The following is a 22832-nucleotide window of genomic DNA, read 5'->3' on the forward strand; positions in this document are numbered from 1 at the left end:
CGCTATGTTCAAACATCTGTTGAAGAAAAAGACCCTCACGAAAGCGGTCTATGACGAACGTTGGGCCTGGCTGGTTCGAGCCGATACGGACCTGGCCGCCGTCAATACCTGGGACCCGGATTTGCGGCGGAACAAACGCATCCTGGTTCCCATCGATGTTCAGGCCTATGTTGCAAAAGAATCCAACCCGGAGCCGTTGGTGTCCGTGACCGGTGGGCCTGGCGACCCTGCGCCTTTTGCTGAAGGGCAGGTGCCGGAAAATGGTGTTCACCTGCACTGGGCACTTCCCGATGCGCTCCTGAGGGGGGGCGAATCAGCTGCAGGCGGCGAGCTGGAAATGACAGAGCTGCCCAACCACTGGGTTGTGGTGCGAGCGCTTTTCCCCGTCGGCATTAAACGGCCCATGATAAGAGGCTGGGTGATCGATGCAAAAACCGCGAGCATTCGGCCTCTGGGCTCCTTTAACGGATCGAATTTCGGTACCTCGGAACAGCCTGCCTATGAACCTCTGGACGGGACCGTAGGCGGATCGCCGCTCTGGACCGCGTCTTATCATGCCAGTGCCAATCGTTTCGCTTTCCATGATGCCCTGGAAGATCTGCCAGAACTTCGAAAGACCGCGAAAGACGGTTTTGAGAAAGATGCCGGTACCTACACCGTTGCGGGCTGGTATACGGACATGGACAAAGATCCGCTGGCGGTGGTTAGCAAAAAAGACTTGCTGGATGTGATGGCCGACCTTGGATGGTATCTGGATCCGGAAGCCGAGCCGCCCAGCAACGAACCGGATCTGGCCGTGTTGGAACGTCTGTTATCGAAAGGGGAGATGAAGCAGCCAGCTGAGGCAACTCCAACCAGTTTTGTGGCAAAAGGCCGTGTTGAATCTTTCACTTACGCCGACATGACTCCGGAAATGGGCCTGCCGGTGGATAAAGCCTCCAAGTTGTTTATTGCCCAGAAATCTCCCACCTTCATGTCGCTTTTTCACGGCATGATTTCCGGCGTGCCCATTGGAAAGAACTTGCCGGTCATTGACGAGCGACCATCCTCAGAGGCGCTGTCGGTCGCGGCCGGGTTTGATACGGATGATCTGGTTACCGCCCTCGGCGCAGATGCCATCGGCGATAGCGTTTCCCAGAGGCGTGCCGCTGAAATGCTGGCCGCTGCCTTCACCAGCGATTTGATGGACCGTATGGGCAGTCAGGACGGCCTCCGGGATATTGCCGAGAGAGAGCACGACGACATGTTCAGCTCTCGTCCGGGCAAACCCTTGCCTGCAGCCAAACTCGATCACCTGCGCGTTGAGGACTCCGCGTCGGTTAACCCAACGTCAGTCGGGCGAAAGGGGCGAGCCAGGATGAGCAAGGAGAGCACCGCCGAACGGGTGTCGCCGCTGCCTCGTTGGCGTGACAAAGTTGTCTTTAGCGAGGAAATGCAAGCTCCGAAAGCTCCACCAATCGAGCTCAAATCCGATGCGATTCGGGGCGCGCTCAAAGACCGGCGCACCGTTGAACGACCCGCGCCCCGTCTTTTCATGCCTCAGCCCCCGTCGCTGGCCATAAAAGGTGCCAAGCCAAGCCTGCGCCATCATTATGACGGACTCCACGATGAAAATGGCCGTTTACGGTGCCGTTACCCCAATGAGGCGGTGAAAGGCATCAAAGGCGTGGTCAAGGCGAAAGACCTGGTGCCCACGCTGGGATCGGGCGCAGTCCCCCCCGAAGTGTTGACCATCGTACGTGAAGCTCTGGTTCTGAATCCTTACTGCAGCCGCTGGCTGGCCAATGCTGCCACCGACAAGGACGAGGTTCGCCCGCAGTACCAGAGCCGCATCGAAGGAGAGATGCTGCGGCTCTACTCTGCAGATGGTCGCTATGACGGCAGCGGGGCGTACACCTTGTCTGGCAGCCTTGCGGATCCGCAAGCACCGGGAAAGGAAACCTGGCAGCAATTCTCTTTCCGGGAGACGTCCCTTAAAAAACAAATCACGGCTGAGCTGGCCGTTGCCTCTTACCTTGAGGGGCTGAGCCCGAGCCCACTGGGGGTTACCGCCTGGCGGCAGCCCTGGGTGCCGCTTTGGCTGGAATGGCGGATTGAATTGGAGGGCTCGACTTCTTTGACTGATTGGCAGCTCGATGAACTGGACATGGTGCGAAAAACCGACGCCAATGATGTCCAGATGATTGAGATTGTTGGCCGTAGCCCGCTGCATCGGGGCCTGGGGACGGCTCTTCAGGCAGGTATCAGCCGCTGGGTTGCGGCGGAGCAGGAGAGGGAGGCCACCGGCGATACGCTGACGGCATCCCAGGAAAACACATTGAATACCCTGGCGGATTTCATCAAACCCCAGGATCTGGCGTCGGCCTCTCTGGATGGGGTCAGGGAACAACTCCTGGGCCTGAACTATCTGGGCGGATTCTTCTCCACGCCTGGCGCCGATGACCGGCCAGAGGTTATTGCCGATCCTTTGACCTTGTTCGGGGGAACCATCTCCTTTAAGGCGCTTCGTTTGGTGGATGCATTTGGCCGTGTCCTTGACGTGCCTACCACGGACATTCAAACCACCACACCCCTGGAAATACCGGATGATACCTCTGCCATGAAGATGCCACTGCGCATCCAGGGGGGCGGGCGCTGGCTTTTTCGGTTGGTCGACCCGGCCTATCAGGGCGACCCGGCACTGGCTCCTGAAGCCTTTGTGAATCAATTGGAGCCAACCTTGGCGGTTAACCCTGTTGCCGGCTTTCTGTTACCTGACCACATTGATGAATCTCTCGAAGCTTTCGATAAGAGGGGGAATCCATTGGGCCAGATCAGTCATCATGGGCTGACCGGAGCGGTCCGCTGGGAGCCAGCTCCGGGGAGGCCCTTGCCCCCGGGCGCTGGCCCTATGGCCGATCTGCCGCCCGATGCAACGCCCGTGGGCAATCTTGTTTCCGGGGTAATCAGAACGGATGTGCAGCATCGAAAGGGGGAGCTACCGACTACCGAAAGCTCGCTGACAGGTTTGCTGAGGGCAATCGACACCACACTCTGGACAGTGGATACCTTCAGTACATTGGGGTCGTCATCGATTGCCGGCCTGGTGGGGCGTCCCATCGCTGTGGTCAAGGCGACACTGAGGTTGGATGTACCCGACGATCTTGACGATGTGCGAGTGGATTCAATTGAAACGGCGAATACCCGCAAGGCCGCGTTCGAGGCGCTCCGGGATCAGGCGTTTCCGTTACGGCTGGGCGATCTCCAGCGCAGCGACGATTCACTGCTCGGTTATTTTATTGATGACAACTACGACCAGTTCCATCTCGTCGACAAGTCCATCGGTGCGCTGGCTAGGCAGAGCGGTCGTCGCCGAGGGCAGTTGGGTTTGCTGGGCAAGGTTCATGTTCCGGATGTCCAGCCACTGGACCATCCTTATCTGGTTGACGAGGATCTTTTCTACGTCCGGCCCGGTACCTGCCATACGCTGACGCTGTTGATGCTGCCAGCTGGCAAGGTTCACCTTACCTCCGGCGTTCTGCCGAGAAAGTCACTGGCTCTCAATGACGCCTGGATCAATGATGGCCTAAAGCGGGTTATCCCTTCTGTTCGGGTAGGTCCGGTGCTTGTTGATCCTGAGGAGATTCGGTTACCCAAGGTCAATCTTCTGGGCGAGAAGCAACAGTTCACCCGTCGGACCGGCCCCTTGACCTGGCGAGACGACCCCATCGTTGCCGCGACGCAGTCAGCACTTCTGCCAAGAACGCCTCACGAATTCCAGGAGGGCTGGATTCGGATCATTGAGGAGGATCAGTCATGAGTGATGTACCGGTTGATCCTACTCTCGCTCAGGAACGAGCGCTTGCACGGCGCCGCAAGAGGAAAGCCGAGAAGCGAAAAAACGCGGTCGCGAGGGATAGCTTCTTAACATCAATTTCGGGTTCACCCGACAAACAGGCGTTGGCGGCCTCCATGAAGGCGTTAATGGAGCGCGAGGGTATTGGTCCATTCGGCGAACCTCCGGCCCGAACGTCTGCCCGTTCTTCGGCTGGCCTGGGGCCCGCCCCCATGGCGTTTCCCGCCAACAATACCAATCGGTGGGTGCCGATCGGGCCCTCGGTGGTTCGTCAGGGGCAGGCTGAGGGTAGGCCGCGAGTGTCTGGCCGGGTTCGTGATCTGGCCGTAAGCCCTGATGGCCAACGCGCCTACGCAGGCACGGCCAAAGGTGGCGTCTGGTATACCGGCGACGGTGGCGCTACCTGGGAACCCCTGGGGGGCTGGGCCAACGAGCCCAGGCGGTTCGGTGGCAACACCAGCGCATTCGCCTGTGGGTGTTTACTGGTGAACTTCGGTGCCAACGCCGGTGCTGATTTTGTGATGGTGGGTACCGGTGAATTCGACGCGATGCAGGGTGTTGATGGCGCTGATGCAATTCGCGGGGTTGGCATTCTCGCCGCATCAGGACCCGCCGCCGGTGCGGTCAGTTCGGACCCCTGGGAAACTGCGACGGGCATTGCCGCTCTGGAGGGCGTGTCGATAACACGCATGGTACGCGTTCCCGGCTCCGCACCCGGAGCTGCCGGAGATCGTGTGATCGCAGCCACTTCAGGTGGTCGGGATCTTGGCTGGAACATCCAGGGCGGCGGACTTTATCTGGGCACTCGATCCATGGTTGGCGGTAACCTCTCGTTTACCTGGTCAGCCCTGTCGTTGCCTGCCCCCGCGCCATCGCCGCCCGCAAACGGGGCCGCCATGGCCCCGGTCAATCGTGCGCCGACCGATCTGTGTTATGTCGGAAATCGACTGTTTGTGTGTTTTCGAAGCTCAGGCATTGCGTTCTCAGACGATCACGGCAACACCTTTAATTGGATTACGCAGAACTTTCTTCCGGCACCGACTGTCCCGGCCACGGGAAGATTGGATGGAAGAATGAGCATGGCGGTGAATGATGACAACACCGCTTTGTATATTCTCGGTGAGGTGACCACTAATCCCGCCGGTGGGAATCCTGTGCCCCATATCTGGCAAATAGCAAATCCGGGTGATGCCGCGCCCGTTGCCAACCCATTGAATAACGTTCCATCCGCCGCCAATCTCTGGCCCGGCCAGCGTGACTATGATCAGGCCATCGTCGTTACGACCCGGAATACGGCTCTGGTTCCACCGCCGGTACGGACAGACCGGGTCTATATCGGCGGGTCGCTCATTCAGGTCAATAACTGGAACGCGTCCATTTGGGCTTTCGACGTGAATGGCAACAACCTCGTACCGTCTCCGGGCGTTTCCGATCAGCCAGTCGGCACGAACGCAGGAGCCACACAGCCTGGTCTGATCGGCGATGCAGTCCACCCGGACGTTCATTCTCTCAGGAAAGCCACCAATGCAGATGGATCCCGGCAAATCTGGGTGGGTTGCGATGGCGGCGTGTTCGTTTCCCTGCGCGATGGCCAAACCAATACCTTCAGCAGCCGAAACGTGGGCCTTGCGTCCATCGAATCTATCTTCAGTGCCAGTCATCCCACCTCCAGCCATTTTTCGATGCTCGGCTGTCAGGACAATGGCCGACAGGTCCGGGTTGGAAGCACTGTCTGGGAGATGAAGACGTCGATGCAGGGCGACGGTGGTGGGGTAACATTTCACCCGGTTCAGTCCCACTACGTGATGGGGCAATTTGCCAATGCGGATTGGGCCTGTGACCCGGCGGGCCGATACCGAGCGCCGTGTAATCTGATCAACAACGATCCGGAGTCCAATGCCAGTAACTTCTATTCGGGTATCGATACTGTTCGACGTGCGGCAGGGAACCTGGGCAGGGTAGCGCTGGGTACCAACAGGGTTTGGGTGACCGACAATTTGGGTACCAGCAACCCGAACACGTGGAGAGTGTTACCCATAACCGCCGCTGGCACCTTTGTGCAGTGGCGGGATGGCCGTCCGGGCAACCGAACCCCGAGCACTGCAGCCAACATGGCCTTTGGGGTACCGCCAGCAGGTTTTGGGCCGGTGGTCACGGTGAAATGGGTCGATGAGCGCACTCTGTTGGCCTTATTTAATCAGGGGGTTATCCGTTACAGCGAGGATCCCGGTAATGCGGGGCGTTGGACGTCAACCGCGTTGATCGGCCCGGGCGTTGCGGCGCCGGCTGCGCCACTGGTAACACCGCAGGCTACGTTTTTCACAGATATTGCTCCAGTTCCGGGAACCAGCGATTTCTATCTCGTGACAACCGGCCAGACCAATACCTGGACACCGGCGGTTCCAGCTACGCCAACATCCGCAGCGGTGGCTGCCGTTTCGCCAACCGCTGCTGCAGACTCCTGTTTTTATTACGATGACGCTGCTGGCGGTTGTCGGCTGACAGGCCTGGGTCAGGCCCTGCCACCCATGCCCCCTCTCGCAACCAGTCCGATCGATCCGGCGTATTCGGTTACGGTTGACCCTGCGAATCCCAATACCGTGTACGTTGGTACTTCGACAGCGGTATGGACGGCAACCAGAATCGCGGGCAATGCCCATGGCCCATGGCAGCTGTTTGTGAACGGTCTGCCGGAAGCGGTCGTGCAGGACCTTCACATCTGGCAAGATCCGTCCGGCGCGGGCACGTCGCCGAGGTTGATGAGGGCCACCTTGCAGTCCCGGGGCGTTTGGGAGGTCAATCTCGCTGCAGCTGAGCCCGCCCGAACCTATGTGCGGGTGCACCCAAGGGATGACCGCCGCATGTTCCCGACCCCCATGCAAAATCCGCGTCGTCGTCCCGGGGCCACGGCGGAGCCGTTTTTCGCGAGCCCGGATATCGTTGTACGGCCAGAGGCACCGGTAGGGACAGCGCCATCGTTCCGGGGAACCAACATCTGGAACGGCAATCTGCGCTACCAACTCTGGACGTTCCAGACCGCCTTCCGGTGGATTTACCCCAGCGTTATCCCAAATGGTGAGTGGAGTGACCAAATGGGTGATCTTGTTGAGCGCCACCGCCGCTTGAGAGGCATTGCAAACCCGGGCGCAAGACGAATAGATGCTGCCTTGTGGGCTGACGTCATGGCCAACGCACTTGACGAGAACGGCTCGCCGGGTGTCTACAGGGCACCCTGGCAAAATGCAGCCGTACCGGCGTTACCCGGTTCGGAGATTGACCTGATGGAAACAGTGGTACCCCGGCGAGTCAGGAACTCAGTCTGGCAGGTATACCGCGAGCGAAGCACCGTTGATGTCTTGCTGCACCATCGAGACACCCGGCCGGTAGCAGCAAACGGAGCGTTTGTGGTGCTGTTATGGCGTTCCGGAGCCTCTCAAAACACGTTGCTGGGAACGGATTGCACAAACGTCGTGCCCTTTGTCCGCAGCCTGACCGGCGGAGCGCCGCAGCCGACACCTCCGGGATGGAACGTGGCGCTGGCGGCTGACGGTACGCCATTGAACCGTTTGTCGGTTGACCTGGCTGCTCGAATGCCACGAGCCGTGTCGATCAACGTGGACTTTTCCGGCGTTTCGACCGGTCATCGGATACTGCTCCTGGCTGTTGTCGGCTCAACAAACGATGTTTTTTCGGCAGTACCAACGGGTCCGGTTACCTCCGTGGAAAATCTGGTGCGCAACTGGCCCTATGCTGCGGCCCGGGTTGTCAGCGTCTGGCCTCGACCCGGCAATCAACTTTTCCCTTAAGCAAGGACGCACCGATGGAACTTGATGCGATATCTCTGATCCTTCTGGCGCTGGCCATCCCGGCGTCGTTTATTGTCTCCGCTGCAGCGGGCCTCGGCGGTTCCCTGATTCTGGTGCCCGTCATGATGATGGCCATCGGTACCAAAGAGGGGATCGCCGTGGCTGCTTTGTTGTTGGCCTGGAACAACGTTGCGAAGGTGGCGGTTTACCGGAAAACCCTGCCCTGGAGGGCCTCCGGCGCTGTCATCATCGCAGTTCTGCTGGGCACCGCACTGGGCGCGACTCTGATGCTTAAACTGCCAGAACTATGGATTCGGTATGCCGTTGCGCTAGTGATTGTTGTCACTCTCGTGTGGGAGTTTTCGCCCTATCATCGCGCGAAAAAAGCTTGGGGGGTTGGGCTAGCGTTCTGTTCTGGCGCTACCTCAGGTATTTCAGGTACTTCGGGGCCGCTCAAGGGCGTTGCACTTCGCAGCCTGCAGCTTGAGCGTTTTTACTTTGTGGGCGCCGCCTCTCTGGTGTCCCTGGTCGGCGACACGACCAAGGCCGTGGTGTTCAGTCAGTCCGGCTTGCTGCAAACCGAGCATCTGGTTCTGGCAGGTATTCTGGTCCCGGTGATGGCGGGTTGTACCTTGCTGGGAAGAACCATCAACAGGAAACTGGGAGAACGCTGGTATAGCGTTCTGTTCTGGACCGTAATGGGCGGCTATATCTTGCGACTGGTGACATAAATGGCGGACCCAAAAGAGAAGAAGGGAGTGGGAAAACACCATTCTTTGACTGACCAGGCACCTGAAAAGCAACCTGCACGAGACGCAGCCGAAAAGGTGGCCTCCGGACAACCGGCTGAAAAACCTGATTTCGATCAGAAAGATCAAAACATTTCGCCGCGTCGAAAGGCGCCGGGGCCCGGAAAAATCTCTCGTCCGTCATCGGAAAGCCAGCCGGAGCCGGAAGCCGAGGGAGGACCGGATGAGCAAACATCGGCACCGCCTGAGGCCGTCATCGATGAGGGTTCCAAAGGCCGGAAAGGCAAGAAGCCATGACAGCTATCGTCGATACCAAGCGGTTGAACAGCGGCGACACCGGGGGACAGGCAGGTACAATCCTGGAACCCGCTTTGGCATGCTCCGGTAAACGCATTATCGTCACGGGCAACTGGTTCTGTTCCCGATCCACCGATGGTGGCGACAACTGGGTGTTTGTAGACCCCTATACGGAATTGCCTCCCGCAGGTGCTGGATTCTGTTGCGATCAGCTCATTCACTACTGCTCTTCCAGACGGCTCTGGATCTGGCTTCTGCAGTTTTCCAAGACCACCCAAGGAAACCTGATTCGTGTCGCTGTCAGTTCATCCGGCGCGCCTGGTACATGGACCTGGTGGGATACAACTCCGACGGACATTGACGAACAGTGGTCGGGGACCTGGCTGGATTACCCCGATCTGGCCGAATCAGATAACCACCTCTTGCTGTCGTTCAACGTGTTCAGCACAACCACGGACCGCTGGCAAAGAGCGGTGGTGTTACGACTGTCGCTGGATCAATTGAAGGCGCGTGAAGCGATCTCCCGGGAAGCCTGGTCAACCGAAGAATTCGGATCTCTCCGTTTTTGTCGGGGCATGGGAAGTACGGCGATCTTTGCCAGCTTGAGCTACTTTCAGCCATCTATCGAGGTGTTCCGATGGCCTGACGACGAAGAGGATGTCTCGCAAGTTTCCGTCGCTGTGAGGCATTGGCGCGACGGCCCCTACGCAAAACCTGATGATGCGACAAGTCAATGGATGAATCGCATGGATGATCGCGTTCTCGGAGCGTGGGAGTCAGGCGGTGTTCTTGGTTTCGTCTGGGTGGCCTCGGCGGATGTTCAGCACCCTTTTCCCTTCGTACGCGTGGTGAGAATCCGGAAGAGTTCGAATGAGCTGATTGATGAGCCCGATCTGTGGAATTCGGACCGGGCCTGGGCTTATCCGTCCGTTTGCCCGAACCAACGGGGCGATGTGGGCATAGTAGCGGTGTGCGGTGCCGGGGGCCGCCATCCAACGCTGGGGGTTGGGTGGCTGGATGACAGCGATTCAAATGCTTTGCCAAACTGGCAGATGGCTCTGGGGGATGCCTCTAGCCACCAGCCCCACGCTCGAGCATGGGGAGACTACCTCGATATCCAGCCAGACCCACGCCGTAAAACCTATTGGATGGCGTCCGCCTTTACTCTTCAGGGAGGTGGGGGAAGGGCAAATATTGTTCCGCAAGTTCTGACATTCAAGCCATAAAACCATTGGCTGCCTGAACGTTATTTTGTGGGAAAAACAGTTGGACGAACGGCTACTTATAACCCTTGACCGTCTGAGGCGGAGATACGGCCCCATGATGGTTAACAACTACTAAGAGAGGATGCCCGATGAACTCAGCTGTCGTTCGCATATTTTCCATTTTCGCCGTTTTGCTCGCGTTTCTTACAAGCGCCGCCTCGGCTGAGCAGAATCTTTACCAGCAGTTGGCGAAGATGGCCGGGGAGTGTCGGTCCGCAAGGAGTGTAGAATGTACTCAAGCATGCCTGCGCCCGTCGAGGGAGCTCAGGCACGGCAAGACGGTTCCAGAATCCGACATTGAGGCATGTCGGGCAGCCTATGCGAGTTTTGAATCGACCAAACCCACCCCCGAGCCGGTCTGGGAGCCCGAGTATGCGCCAATGCCAGATGTAGTCGGCATTTTCCGTGGGGCTTTGGTTGACGCCAAAGGACGAGTTGACTGGAAACGTTATTGCCGCTCCTCAGCTCAGATCAATGGCAAGGCACTCCAGATGCGAGGTATCTCCAAAGGCGCGACTGTGAGGGTGTCCGGGGTTCGATACGTCACCAACCCGACACGCAGCTTCGACAGGGCTAAACTCGCATGCCACGCCGACAGCGTTGAAGTAGTGTCCAACCCCTGATTGGAGGGACGAAAGGGGCGCTTGCCTTTTGTTTCTTGTCAGAAAATGGGCTCACCAGTCGCCTTGACCGCGTAGAAGAGGCAATCGCTCTTTGCAATCACCGGGTTGGTGGTAATCATAAAGGCTTTGATGGCCTGCGCGGGGAAGATTTTCCCCTCTCTGACCTGAAAAACCTGCTCCATGTTCTCTGTCCGGTTATGGCCGATGGCGTTGAGTACGCTGAGGCCTTTTTTTCCAATCCATCCCAGCGGCTCATTTGGCGATACGATCCCGAAATTTCGGTGTTCGATGTCTGGTGGCAAAGTGAGGTCAGCCCGGCCGGAGGGTTCAGTAAGATATTCTATGGTTGCTTCCGGAACCAGCTCCACCCGAATCGGATTTCTTAGTACCTCCACGTCCCACTCCGCCTTTTCAAGTGATAACACGTCTGGCCTTGAGGCATACCGCACGAGGCCCTCATACGCCAATTGATGGGCCTGATCATCTTGGGACCCACCACATTCGATGGTTACCGTTGGGACTTCCTGCTCGGAGTATTCCATCAGGGCACCGAGGCGAAGATCTGTCATTATGAGGCGGTCTGTGAACAGAGAGGTCAACGCCTGGTGGGCCGCATCATTGGTGATGGTCACCGCGAAGGCCGGCCCTGTGCCTGAGGTGTTGTGTACGTCCAGCAAGCATTCCGGGTTCGCGTCATGAAGTTCTGACAGCATGGCCTTTGCAATCGCGCCTTCCTCTCCCGCGAACGGTTCTTTGAAACAGCGGTTGAGGTCACGTCCCGCAGGAAGCTGTCGCAGTGAGAGGGTGGGCGGGATTTTCGCAGGGTAGACGCCGCCCAGGAGAAACAGCATGTTGACCTCAGGGGTGTGCTGCTCAAGCAGCCAACGGTGAAGTGCAAACAGGCCCGAAGGCTCATTACCGTGAAGCAGCGTCGCCATGGCCCGGGTGCGGGAGCGATCGCGACCAGCAACACGGACAACCGTGGGTTTCTGCAGCTGCTCCAGCCATTCAAGAGGGGAGCGGCCCAGCGTGCGGGGTGAGGGATCATGCAGATAATCGAGTACGTTCGAGTTGCTCACGGTGACAATGTCCATTCATGGATCGGCGTATTTTTCTTCTGGTTGGCCATGTAAAGAGACAGCATAGTTCGGAAGGCGTCATCGGGCTTTACAGTCTTGAACAGGGACTCGGTGATGTGGCGCTGCCACCGGGCGCCCGACATGGCTGTTTCAATGCGGCCTTCGATGATTCCCAGCAGGCGGCGTATTTCCGATTCGTCCACGGCTGTCTGCGCAAGGGCTTCACAGGCCCGGGGCAGCAGCTCCCGGGCTACGGTTAACAGGGGCGTATCCTGCAACTGCACCTGATCCTTTTGAGGCCAGATGATTTCTGCGCCGACGCCATATTTTGCGGCGCGGTAAAAATTGTGTTCGGTGTAATGGAAGGGGAGTATCGACGTCAGATGGCCGATGTCATCCAGCACTGCCAGCGCTGCCCCTATTATGAACAGGCCGTTCGCACACATATCAGCGGCAGTCGGGCCTGCAGGCATGGAGCGAATCTCAATGCGTAGATGGCCGCCTTCGGTATGGTCATAGATGGCCCGGTTCCAGGGCCAGGTGGTTCCCTGGTGCAGTCTCAGTTCAGCCAGTTTGGGCACTTCACCACGATCAATCACGGCCATCGGGTCTTCCTCCGACATCAATGGAATGATGGGGGGATAGAGCGATGCCGAGGCGGCAAAAAGTTCCCAGGCGCTGCGTATCCAGCCGTTTCCGTAGTAAACCCGTGGCGGATGACGCCAGGTTTTGTGGTTGGGGGAACGGCTGTCTATGGATTGTTTGAACAGGGCAATCCGGGTTTCGTCCCACAGGTGGTGGCCAAACAGACTGGGTGAGTTGCTCGCCAGAGCGAGGACCACCGGCGTGACGAGTTGTACGGCATTGAAATAATCCGCAAAACGATGGGCTGGCACGCGCCAGTGCAACTGGAAAGAGGTGTTGGCGCCTTCCATGTAGACATCGTCGGCCTCCAGGTTAATCACATCGTTACCGCCAATATGGATGCTGAACGGCTCGCCCCGTTGTTCGAGCAATGCTTTGGATAGCGCGTGATAACGAGGTTCGTCTGTCATCACCTGCGCACCCATGTCGGACTGGCGAAGTGTCGGCAAAATGCCGATCGGTACCAACTCTCCATCCAATGGCGCGGCGTGCTCATCGATTCTCCGAATCGCAGTGAGCAGCTCCTGCTCCGTTCTGGCAAACGGTGATCCCTTGAATGCCTGGGGGCTGAGGTTGTATTCGAGATTGAAGCGGTTGAGCTCAACCGTAAGCTGGGGGTCCTGGACTCTGGCGGCAATGTCGGTGTTGATGGGTTGCGCGCGCAGGTCAGAGTTTACGATGTAGAACTCTACCTCGGCGCCAATGGAACTCTCACCCTCACCAAAGCCGGGCCGGTTCAAAAGACGAGTGAGCGCTTTCAGGTCTGTGCGGACCTTGGCGGCAAAACGTTCAAAGTCTTCCGGCGCAAATTCCGTTGTCTTGATCGACAGTCCCACGGCAACGTCTTCTCCAGCGCTGACTTACCTTGATAGTAGTGGAAGATGCGCCGGGTACCAGTCCGGCGCGATCAAATTTGACGCCTGTCTGTAACAGATGCCTCTTATAACTTTAAGTTTTTACGGCAGCAATAAATCATCTAGTTAAGGCATTGTTGTTTTAGAACTCCGACCTTATCTTTGCGTTCTAACAAAGCGCCATCTTTATTCCTCTGGCGTATATCAAGATTCCGAGTTAACTGGGAGCTCTGCCTACTATGCCGAATTCAATTTTTTCTGGTTCCAAAGCCCGTAAGGGCCTGTGGTTCAGTGCGCTGGCGTTGGCGTTCTCGCTGACGGGGCCGGCTTCTGCCCAGGAGCGCGAGCTTCTGAACTCCTCCTACGATATTGCCCGTGAGCTGTTTGCCGAATACAACGTTCTGTTCCAGGACTACTGGAAGGAAAAAACAGGCGAGACAGTCGATATCCAGCAGTCACACGCTGGCTCCTCCAAGCAGGCTCGCGCCATTCTTCAGGGCCTCGGTGCCGATGTGGTGACCTACAACCAGGTCACTGACGTGAACATTCTGGCCGAGCGCGGCAACCTGATTCCCGAGGATTGGGCATCACGCCTGCCAAATAACAGCTCTCCCTACTATTCCACCATGGCGTTCCTGGTGCGTGAGGGTAACCCCAAGAACATCCAGAACTGGGATGACCTTATCCGCGAAGACGTCGAGCTGATCATGCCGAACCCGAAAACCTCCGGTAACGGCCGCTACACCTACCTGGCGGCGCTGGGTTTTGCCCAGGACAAGTTCGGTGACGACCAGGAGAAGATCGACGCCTTCCTGAGCGATCTGCTGGGTCAGGTAAAGGTCTTCGACTCCGGCGGCCGTGGCGCCACCACCACGTTTGTCGAGCGCGGCCTGGGTGATGTGCTGCTGACCTTTGAGTCCGAAGTAAACAACATCCCGGAACTGAACCCGGACAAGAACTTCCAGGTTGTGGTTCCGAAAGTGAGTTTCCTGGCCGAGTTCCCGGTGACCTGGATCGACAAGAACATTGAGAAGAAGGGCACAGAAGAACTGGCCCAGGCCTACTTGAAGCATCTTTACTCCGAAGAAGCCCAGCGCCTGCTGGCCGGCTTCAACTACCGGGTGCATAACGAAACCGTGAAAGCGGAAGTGGCGGACAAGTTCCCGGAACTGAAGCTGATGCCGATTCAGGACATCGCCGGTAGCTGGGAAAACGCCATGGAGACCCACTTTGCCAGTGGCGGCAAGCTGGACCAGTTGCAGCGTCGCCGCTAAGGGATGCGCACCTGATCCATGGCCACCACTGACGTTTCGGAGCGCCCGTCAAAGCGGCTGAGCGCTCCCGCCACCAAACGCGTTTTGCCGGGGTTCGGACTGAGCCTCGGGATTTCGCTTTTCTTTATCAGCCTGGTGCTGCTTCTGCCCATCAGCGGCCTGTTTATCCGTGCCGCTGGCATGGGGTGGGAGCAGTTCTGGTTTGTCATCACCGATCCCCGGGTGGTTGCGTCCTACAAGGTAACCGTCCTGGCGGCGCTGGCGGCCTCCCTGTTTAACTGCGTGTTCGGCCTGCTGATGGCGTGGGTGCTAGTGCGTTACGAGTTTCCAGGCAAGCGGCTGCTGGATGCGATCATGGATCTGCCATTTGCTCTGCCAACTGCCGTCGCCGGCATCACGCTGGCAACCCTGTTTGCCGAAAACGGCTGGTACGGCCAGTATCTCGCCGATCTGGGTATCGAAGTGGCATTCACACCGCTGGGTATTGTGGTGGCCATGGCGTTTACCAGCGTGCCGTTCGTGGTGCGGACGGTTCAGCCGGTGTTGGAGGAAATGGCACCGGAGGATGAGGAAGCGGCCATGAGCCTGGGTGCTTCGGACATGACGGTCTTTCGGAAGATCCTGTTCCCCACACTCTGGCCGGCTGTTGTAACCGGAGGTGCGCTTTCGTTTGCCCGAAGCCTTGGGGAATACGGCGCGGTTATCTTCATTGCCGGCAACTCGCCCTACATCAGTGAAGTGATCAGTCTGATGATCTTTGTTCGCCTGGAGGAGTACGATTTTCCGGCGGCCAGTGCCATTGCCGCGGTGGTAATGACGGTATCGCTGTTGCTGCTTCTGGCGATCAACGTCTGGCAGGGGCGCTACCTCAAGCGCCTGCACGGAGGTTAGGGTATGGCTGCGCGTAAACATCGTCGCGTGGGCGATAGCCCGCTGGTTCGTCGCACGCTGATCGGTTTGGCTGTTGCTTCGACCGTTCTGTTGCTGTTCATGCCCCTGGTGCTGATTTTTGTGCAGGCGTTTGCCGAGGGCTGGGCCGGTTACGTCAGCAATATTCTCAACGAGTACACGCTTCACGCCATCGGTCTGACGCTCGTGGTTGCATTGCTCACCGTGCCGCTGAACATGGTATTCGGCGTTTTCCTGGCGTGGCTGGTGACCCGCTTCCGGTTCCCCGGGCGCAAGCTGCTGACCACACTGATTGATATTCCATTCGCCGTTTCTCCAGTAGTTGCCGGTCTACTTTTCCTTCTGCTTTATGGCAGCAATGGCTGGGTAGGCCAGTGGCTTGGTGAATACGACATTCAACTGATGTTTTCGTGGCCAGGCATTGTGATGGTTACGGTCTTCGTAACCTGCCCGTTTGTGGCCAGGGAACTGATTCCACTGATGCAGCAGCAGGGCCGGGAAGAGGAAGAGGCCGGTGTGGTACTGGGTGCCTCCGGCTGGCAGTTGTTCCGGCGGGTGACCCTTCCGAATATCCGCTGGGCGCTTCTTTACGGCGTTATCCTCACCAATGCCCGGGCAGTGGGCGAGTTTGGCGCCGTATCGGTGGTTTCCGGCAATATCCGGGGCGAAACCAACACGCTGCCGTTGCAGGTAGAGCTGCTTTACCAGGATTACAACACGGTGGGCGCGTTTGCAGCTTCGTCACTGCTTGCAGGTATCGCGCTGATCACTCTTGTCGTGAAGGCCATTGTTGAATGGCGTCAGAGTCGTAACTAAGGGTTTCCAATGAGTATCGAGATACAGGGTATCAACAAGTTTTTCGACAAGTTCCAGGCCCTGCATGATATCAATCTGACCATTCCGGACGGCCAGCTCACGGCGTTGCTAGGCCCCTCTGGCTCGGGCAAGACTACGCTGCTGCGGATCATTGCCGGCCTGGAAACGCCGGAAGAGGGGAGAATACGCTTCAGCGGCAGGGATGTAACCGACCTGCACGTGCGGGACCGGCGCGTGGGGTTTGTGTTCCAGCACTATGCGCTGTTCCGCCACATGACAGTGGCCGAGAACGTGGCCTTTGGCCTTAACGTGCTTCCGCGTAAGGAGCGCCCGGGTAAACCGGAGATCCGCAAGCGGGTGAAAGACCTGCTGGAGATGGTGCAGCTGGAACATCTGGCGGGCCGTTACCCGGCGCAACTCTCCGGTGGCCAGAAGCAGCGCATTGCGTTGGCTCGTGCCATGGCCATGCGGCCAGAGATTCTTTTGCTGGATGAACCCTTCGGCGCGCTTGATGCCAAGGTGCGAAAAGACCTACGCCGCTGGCTGCGAAGTCTGCACGACGAGCTGCACTTCACCAGTGTGTTCGTGACTCACGATCAGGAAGAAGCCCTGGAACTCTCCGATCAGGTGGTGGTGATGAGCAATGGCCGGATTGAGCAGGTTGATACGCCCCTGGAGCTTTACGGTCGTCCGGACAGCCGGTTCGTGTTCGAATTTCTCGGCCAGGTAAATGTGCTTTCCGGCAAGATCCGCGACGGCGTCATGAGCCAGGGCGATGCCTGGATTCGCTTACCTGAAGGCTGCGAAAACGACGACGCCCAGTTCTATCTTCGGCCCCACGAAGTTCGCCTGACCCAGTCCGCCAGTGACCAGGCCCATCTGCCGTTCCGTATCGAGGCCATCAACCTGATCGGTGCCGAAGTGCGGATCGAACTCAAGCCCGATGGTTGGGAGTGTGACGAGTTGTGGGAGGTTGGCATCAGCCATACCGAGTTCAACGCCCGCCAACCCCAGCGCGGTGATCGCTGCTTTGCGGTGCCGGATGTCGGCCACCTGTTCTGTGAGCATTCGCCCGAGCCCAAGACCCTCGAGTGGCGTTAGTGCCCCGATGGCTGGAGCAGGGCGCCGGCCATAATCTATAGTTTCCTGATGAGGGGGCGCCGCCCCCCCCCCGGATGACTCGTCCGACATCATCGGCGTATTCCACACCCGGGTGGAAACCATCAGGAGGATGTAATGCCATTACCCGCCCCGTTAACCGGAGACCAGGTCTATCACGCTTGTCCAGAGGAAAAACTGGATTTCCTGACCACCGATGACCTGCAAGACCTGGATCAACCCTACGGTCAGGACCGGGTTCTGCGAGCACTGGAATTCGGCGCGGGTATCCGGGCTGAGGGTTTCAACCTGTTTGTCCTCGGGCCCGCCGGGGCAGGGAAGCATGAACTTGTTGAGCGCTTTCTTTCCCGGCACGCAGCCAGGCAACCGGTTCCTCCGGATTGGTGCCATGTCTATAACTTCCGCTTTTCAGATCGGCCGGGTGCGATCCAGTTGCCAGCGGGGCAGGGACAGCAATTCAAGAAAGACATGAGTGATCTGGCTGAGGAGCTTCGCACGGCCATTCCGGCGGCCTTTGAGAGCGAGGAGTACCAGGCCCGCTTGCAGGAGCTGCAGGAAGAGATGGCCAAGCGCCAGCACCAGGGGCTGTTCGAGATCCAGGAAGAGGCCAACCGCAACAACATTGCCATGATCACCACACCAGCCGGTTTTACCTTTGCCCCCATGCGCAAAGGTGAGGTGATCGATCCCGAGGAATACAAGAAATTCTCCGATGAAGAAAAGCAACTGGTTGAATCCAAGGTTGAGGAACTGCAGAAAAAGCTGCAGCAGACCATCCAGCAGATTCCCAGGATGCGGAAAGAAGTGCGTGAGCGGGTCCATGCCCTGAATGAAGAGATGGTGCAGCTGACTCTCGGCGGCCCGATCGGGGAACTGAGGGAAAAATGGTCTCATCTCCCGGAGGTTGTCGATTACCTGGACGCGGTCCGCGAAGACGTGGTGGAGCATGCCGAAGCCTTCCAGGACAGTGATAACGGGCCACCGGCAGGGCTGCTGGCGCGGTACAAGGTCAATTTGCTGGTGGATAACGCCGAAACCGTCGGCGCGCCGGTTATCTACGAGGATCTGCCCAATCATCAGCACCTGGCCGGGCAGATTGAACATCGGGCCCGTCAGGGCAACCTCTATACCGACTTCACGCTGATTCGCGGTGGTTCCATGCACCGCGCCAACGGCGGCTATCTGATCATCGATGCCCGGCGGGTGCTGACTCAGCCCATGGCCTGGGAAAGCCTGAAGCGGATTCTGTCATCCGGTGAAATCCGCATCGAGTCCCTGGAGCGGCTCTATGGATTGGTAAGTACCGTCAGTCTGCAGCCGGAGCCGATTCCCGTGTCGGTCAAAGTGGTTTTGCTTGGGGACCGGATGCTGTACTACCTGTTGTCCCATTACGATCCGGATTTCCTGGACCTCTTCAAGGTTGAGGCGGATTTTGAGGATGATCTTGATCGTAACGATGACTGCTACGAACTCTACGCCCGGATGATCGCCACCATGGCCCGGGCCCTGAAAATGCGGCCGCTGGAGCGAGGTGCTGTCGCCAGGCTGATTGAGCATGCCAGTCGGCTGGCTGCGGACCAACGCAAGCTGACCGCCCACGACCGGGTGCTCCGGGACATACTCAGTGAGGCTGATCATTGGGCCAGCCAGGCGGGCGCCGATACCGTCGAGGCCAGCCATCTCCAGCAGGCTATTGATGAGCGGGAATACCGGGCGAGCCGGGTTCGGGAAAGAAGCCGGGAGCAAATCAGCCGGGGTGTCGTGATGATTGCCACTACCGGCGAGGAAGTGGCTCAGGTGAATGGCCTTTCGGTACTCAGGCTCGGAGCGTCCATGTTTGGCCAGCCTACCCGGATTACCGCCACGGCGCGGCCGGGCAAGGGGCAGGTGGTCGATATTGAGCGCGAAGCCAAACTGGGTGGCCCCATCCACAGTAAAGCCGTGATGATACTGTCCCGATTCCTGGCGAGCCGATACGCCGCTGAAGGCGAGCTGTCGCTTTCAGCGAGTCTGGCTTTCGAGCAATCCTACGGTGGTGTTGAGGGCGATTCCGCATCGGTGGCAGAGACCTGCGTGCTGCTTTCAGCCATTTCCCGGGTGCCACTCAGGCAGTCCTTCGCCGTCACGGGGTCCATGAATCAGCATGGCGAAGTTCAGGCCGTGGGTGGCGTGAATGAGAAGATCGAAGGCTTTTACGATGTCTGCAAGGAGGCCGGTGAAGTTAGCGGCCAGGGGGCTCTGCTGCCGGCAAGCAATGTTGAGCATTTGATGCTCAGGGCCGATGTCAGGCAGGCGATTGCAGAGGACCGATTCCGGATCTATCCGATCTCCCATATCAACGAAGCCATTGAGCTTTTGACCGGTCTGGAGGCCGGGGAGCCGGACAGTAATGGCCAGTTTCCAGAAAACAGCTTCAATCGCCGGGTTGCCGAGCGCCTCGAGAAATTTGCGGAGGCCAGCAAAAAACGGGATAGCAATGGAGATGCAAACAACGGCGGGGGTAAGGACAGTGACTGACACACCTGAAGGTCGGGCCGTGAGCAGTGATGAAACCGGCCGTGTGCTTGTACTGCTGGATGGTTCGAGAATGAGCTATGCCGCGTTGAAGGCTGCGGCTGAGATTGCAGGTTCCACCGGTGCTGATGTGCTTGGCGTGTTTGTTGAGGAACTGAACCTGTTACGAAGTGCGGGGTATGGCTTTGCCAGAGAGGTGGGGGCGTCCTCCGGCGTCAGCCGCCCTTTTGATGCCGCCGGCGTTGAGCAGCGAATGCAAAGGCTGGCCAGCCAGGCTCGGCACGCTTTGGCTGGCGCTGTAGCGCCATATGGCGGCAAGCACACGCTTAGCATTGCCCGTGGCCATGTAATTGATGAAGTGCTGGCTCTGGCTGGGCCCCGGGATCTTCTGGTGCTTGGCCGAGTTGGTTGGTCCTCGGCGCCGGGGGCGCGCCTGGGGTCAACGGCCAAGGGGCTGGTTCGTCGTTCGCCGGGCAGGGTTCTGCTCTGGTGCGAACATCGCGTTTTGCCGCAGGGCCGGGTAGTGGTTTTTCTGAATGATCACAGGGAGGCCAATAGCCGCGCGGTTCAGGCAGCAGCTGAGGCTATTCGGTATTCCCATCGGCCGGTAACGATGTTGCTAGGGGCGGGACCGGATATTCCGCCCGAGGAGCGGCAACGCATACTTCTGGAGCTGGGTATTCCAGAGCGGGACCTTCGTGTACGCTCGCTGCCATCAACGGACCCAGTTACCGTAGCCGGTATTTTGCGCGAGGAGAAAGCCGTTCAGCTGGTGCTTAGCCGTGATTGTTCTTTGCTTCAGGAACCCGGCGCGGAGCGGTTGCTGGTGGCACTGAACCTTCCGGTGACTGTGACTCCCTGAATCCTCAAGCAATCTTGCGAGCGTCTTCCTTGCGCAGGATTTCCTCGACGTCTTCGGCAGAGAGGGTTTCGTGCTTCAATACGGCCGTGGCGAGGGCTTCCAGCTGGTTTCGGTGCTCGGTCAGGAAGTCCAGGGTAGCCCTCTCCAGCGCCAGTAGTTGGGACTGGATTTCCTCATCGATCATCTCGGCCATCTTTTCACTGAATTCCCTGGGCATGCCCATCTCCCGGCCAAGGAACACATGCTCTTCGCCAATGCTTAAGCCAAGGGGGCCGATTTTTTCACTCATACCCCACTGACCGACCATTTTGCGTACCAGAGCGGTGGCTTCCTTCAGGTCGTTCTGGGCCCCGGTGCTGACTTCACCATAAATCAGCTTTTCTGAACAGCGGCCACCAAGCATCACCTTGATGCGATCCTTGAGGTAACTTTCGTTGTAGGTGTAGTGGTCTTCCCGAGGCGTTTGTTCGGTCACCCCCATGGCCATGCCGTGAGGGATGATCGTTAATTTGGTGAGTGGGTCGGCGTTGCGCATGTAATAGGCCATGATGGCGTGGCCGCACTCGTGGTAGGCAATCGCCTCCCGCTCCTTGGGCGTGAGCTTGGTGTCCCGTTCTTCGCCGAGAATGATTCTGTCCCTTGCCAGCTCAAAGCAATGGGCGTTCACCTCGTGCAGGTTTTCCCGGGCTGCCGTCAGCGCGGCTTCATTCACCAGGTTTTTCAGGTCCGCCCCGGAGAAACCGATCGTGCGCGCTGCCAGTTGTTCCAGATCGACATCGTTTGCCAGTGGCACCTTGCGCACATGAACCTTCAGGATGGCCGCGCGGGCCTCCTTGTGGGGGCGGTCGAGGGTGATCTTGCGGTCAAAACGGCCCGGGCGGAGCAGGGCGCTGTCCAGAACGTCCGGCCGGTTGGTGGCAGCCAGTACCAGAACATTTTCGTGGGCCTCGAAACCGTCCATTTCCGTGAGGATCTGGTTCAGGGTCTGCTCTCTTTCATCATGGCCACCACCCAGGCCCGCACCACGTGATCGGCCAATGGCATCCAGTTCGTCGATGAAAATCAGCGCCGGCGCGTCTTTCCGGGCTTCCTTGAACATGTCCCGAACCCGCGCGGCGCCAACACCCACGAACATCTCGATGAATTCCGAGGCGCTGATGCTGTAGAAGGGCACTTCGGCTTCGCCGGCGATGGCCCGGGCCAGCAGTGTCTTGCCGGTGCCGGGCGGGCCGACCAGAAGCACACCCTTGGGCATGACGGCACCCAGTGCCCGGTATTTTTCGGGAGACTTCAGGAAATCGATGATCTCGGCAATTTCCCGCTTGGCGGATTCAATGCCGGCCACGTCATCGAGCGTTGCCGTCGAGGTTTCCTTCCGGGCCCGTCTTGCCTTGGAACGGCTGAAATCAAACGGCCCACCACCCTGGGTCATCCGCTTCTGGGCGGCGCCCCAGAACCAGAACATCAGGGCCAGCAGAAGGATCCAGGGCAGGAAGCCGCGGATCATTTCCTGCCACCAGGGCAAGCCGGAGGGGGTGGCCCGGATTACAACTTCGTGCTCTTCCAGCAGGTTGAGCAGGGCGGGGTCTTCCATGGGCGGGCGGATGGTCTGGAACCCCGGGGTGCTGGTCCGTGCGGGGCTGTCAGAGCTGAAGTCTGCAGCACCGCTGTCGGTAAACAGACCGGTGATGGATTCCTCTTTCAGAGTGACTTCCGCCACCTGATTGTTCATCACAGCGGTCTTGAATTCGGAATAGGCCAGGTCCTGAAGCCGGGGTTGTCCGCCGTCCTGAAGCCAGAGCACCATCAGGAAGATGGCGGCACTGAGCCACAGGAACGCAAACTGGTTCGGGATTGCCGGCTGTTGGTTCTGGTCCGGCTTCTGTTGCTGGTTGTCTGGCCCACCCGGTGCTGTCATCTCGGTCTCCGGTCGCCCTCCATGATCTTAGCCACGAAGACGGATTTTCCGTAAGTCTCGAATGACCATTTCATGGTATCCGAGAGCACGCCCATTACCTCATCATAGTCGCCGAAAATCTCGGTGCTCATTCGCCCCGGGTAGACTTCCAGTCCGGTCTGCTCCAGGCGCGCGATCAGGTCTTTGATTGGCTGCTTGTACTCCTCTTTCAGGGGATAGCAGCTCAGCTGTACAGAAAGATACATAAAGCCTCCTTTCAGGTTAGTG

Annotated in this window: 15 protein-coding genes; 11 read left to right on the plus strand and 4 right to left on the minus strand. The window is 58.5% G+C overall.

Translation table 11 applies throughout. The features are described 5' to 3' along the window. Positions 1-4: 4 nt before the first annotated feature. The 5 genes from NUW46_RS08415 to NUW46_RS08435 all read left to right on the plus strand — a co-directional run bounded on the left by NUW46_RS08415 (position 5) and on the right by NUW46_RS08435 (position 10575). The gene (locus tag NUW46_RS08415) at positions 5-3799 is read left to right on the plus strand and encodes a hypothetical protein (protein ID WP_418141830.1); all 3795 of its coding nucleotides are present in this window, start codon (positions 5-7) and stop codon (positions 3797-3799) included. Then, entirely contained in the window at positions 3796-7641 is a 3846-nt protein-coding gene (locus tag NUW46_RS08420) for a hypothetical protein (RefSeq protein WP_418141831.1), read from the plus strand. The genes NUW46_RS08415 and NUW46_RS08420 overlap by 4 nt, the downstream gene beginning before the upstream one ends. 14 nt (positions 7642-7655) lie before the next feature. Next, positions 7656-8372, plus strand: coding sequence for a sulfite exporter TauE/SafE family protein (locus NUW46_RS08425; RefSeq protein WP_418141832.1), 717 nt, complete (start codon positions 7656-7658; stop codon positions 8370-8372). A 311-nt stretch (positions 8373-8683) separates the two neighbouring features. Next, positions 8684-9913 carry a hypothetical protein gene (locus NUW46_RS08430; RefSeq protein WP_222464265.1) on the plus strand — a complete coding sequence of 410 codons (1230 nt, stop codon included), beginning with the start codon at positions 8684-8686 and terminating at the stop codon, positions 9911-9913. 419 nt (positions 9914-10332) lie between these two features. Beyond that, a complete protein-coding gene (locus tag NUW46_RS08435) occupies positions 10333-10575 on the plus strand; it encodes a hypothetical protein (protein ID WP_222464266.1) in 243 nt (80 codons plus the stop codon). Positions 10576-10613: 38 nt separating this feature from the next. On the opposite strand, the gene NUW46_RS08440 is transcribed toward NUW46_RS08435, so the two are convergent. Both NUW46_RS08440 and NUW46_RS08445 read right to left on the minus strand, forming a co-directional pair. Then, positions 10614-11654 carry a hypothetical protein gene (locus NUW46_RS08440; RefSeq protein ID WP_227514588.1) on the minus strand — a complete coding sequence of 347 codons (1041 nt, stop codon included), beginning with the start codon at positions 11652-11654 and terminating at the stop codon, positions 10614-10616. Further along, positions 11651-13135, minus strand: coding sequence for a hypothetical protein (locus NUW46_RS08445; protein WP_418141833.1), 1485 nt, complete (start codon positions 13133-13135; stop codon positions 11651-11653). The genes NUW46_RS08440 and NUW46_RS08445 overlap by 4 nt, the downstream gene beginning before the upstream one ends. 257 nt (positions 13136-13392) lie before the next feature. On the opposite strand from NUW46_RS08445, the gene cysP reads away from it, so the two are divergent. The 6 genes from cysP to NUW46_RS08475 all read left to right on the plus strand — a co-directional run bounded on the left by cysP (position 13393) and on the right by NUW46_RS08475 (position 20647). After that, positions 13393-14427 (plus strand): thiosulfate ABC transporter substrate-binding protein CysP, encoded by a 1035-nt coding sequence (gene cysP, locus NUW46_RS08450; protein ID WP_153634701.1) that lies wholly within the window; start codon positions 13393-13395, stop codon positions 14425-14427. Between the two features lie 18 nt (positions 14428-14445). After that, positions 14446-15318 (plus strand): sulfate/thiosulfate ABC transporter permease CysT, encoded by an 873-nt coding sequence (gene cysT, locus NUW46_RS08455; RefSeq protein ID WP_418141834.1) that lies wholly within the window; start codon positions 14446-14448, stop codon positions 15316-15318. A 3-nt stretch (positions 15319-15321) separates the two neighbouring features. Next, a complete protein-coding gene (cysW, locus tag NUW46_RS08460; RefSeq protein WP_418141835.1) occupies positions 15322-16152 on the plus strand; it encodes a sulfate ABC transporter permease subunit CysW in 831 nt (276 codons plus the stop codon). Positions 16153-16161: 9 nt separating this feature from the next. Beyond that, positions 16162-17253 (plus strand): sulfate/molybdate ABC transporter ATP-binding protein, encoded by a 1092-nt coding sequence (locus tag NUW46_RS08465; protein ID WP_418141836.1) that lies wholly within the window; start codon positions 16162-16164, stop codon positions 17251-17253. 135 nt (positions 17254-17388) lie between these two features. Beyond that, the gene (locus NUW46_RS08470; RefSeq protein ID WP_418141837.1) at positions 17389-19788 is read left to right on the plus strand and encodes a Lon protease family protein; all 2400 of its coding nucleotides are present in this window, start codon (positions 17389-17391) and stop codon (positions 19786-19788) included. Next, a complete protein-coding gene (locus tag NUW46_RS08475; RefSeq protein WP_418141838.1) occupies positions 19781-20647 on the plus strand; it encodes a universal stress protein in 867 nt (288 codons plus the stop codon). The genes NUW46_RS08470 and NUW46_RS08475 overlap by 8 nt, the downstream gene beginning before the upstream one ends. Positions 20648-20651: 4 nt before the next feature. Here NUW46_RS08475 and ftsH read toward each other — a convergent pair whose 3' ends face one another. Together ftsH and NUW46_RS08485 are read right to left on the minus strand one after the other, a co-directional pair. Next, positions 20652-22565 (minus strand): ATP-dependent zinc metalloprotease FtsH, encoded by a 1914-nt coding sequence (ftsH, locus tag NUW46_RS08480; RefSeq protein WP_418141839.1) that lies wholly within the window; start codon positions 22563-22565, stop codon positions 20652-20654. Beyond that, complete coding sequence (locus tag NUW46_RS08485; RefSeq protein ID WP_069184601.1) at positions 22562-22810, minus strand: thiamine-binding protein; 249 nt, start codon at positions 22808-22810, stop codon at positions 22562-22564. Before NUW46_RS08485 ends, ftsH begins: the two co-directional genes overlap by 4 nt. Positions 22811-22832: the final 22 nt, after the last annotated feature.

Origin of the sequence: Marinobacter sp. MA (genome assembly GCF_048298425.1) — a bacterium.
Classification (GTDB): Bacteria; Pseudomonadota; Gammaproteobacteria; order Pseudomonadales; family Oleiphilaceae; genus Marinobacter; species Marinobacter salsuginis.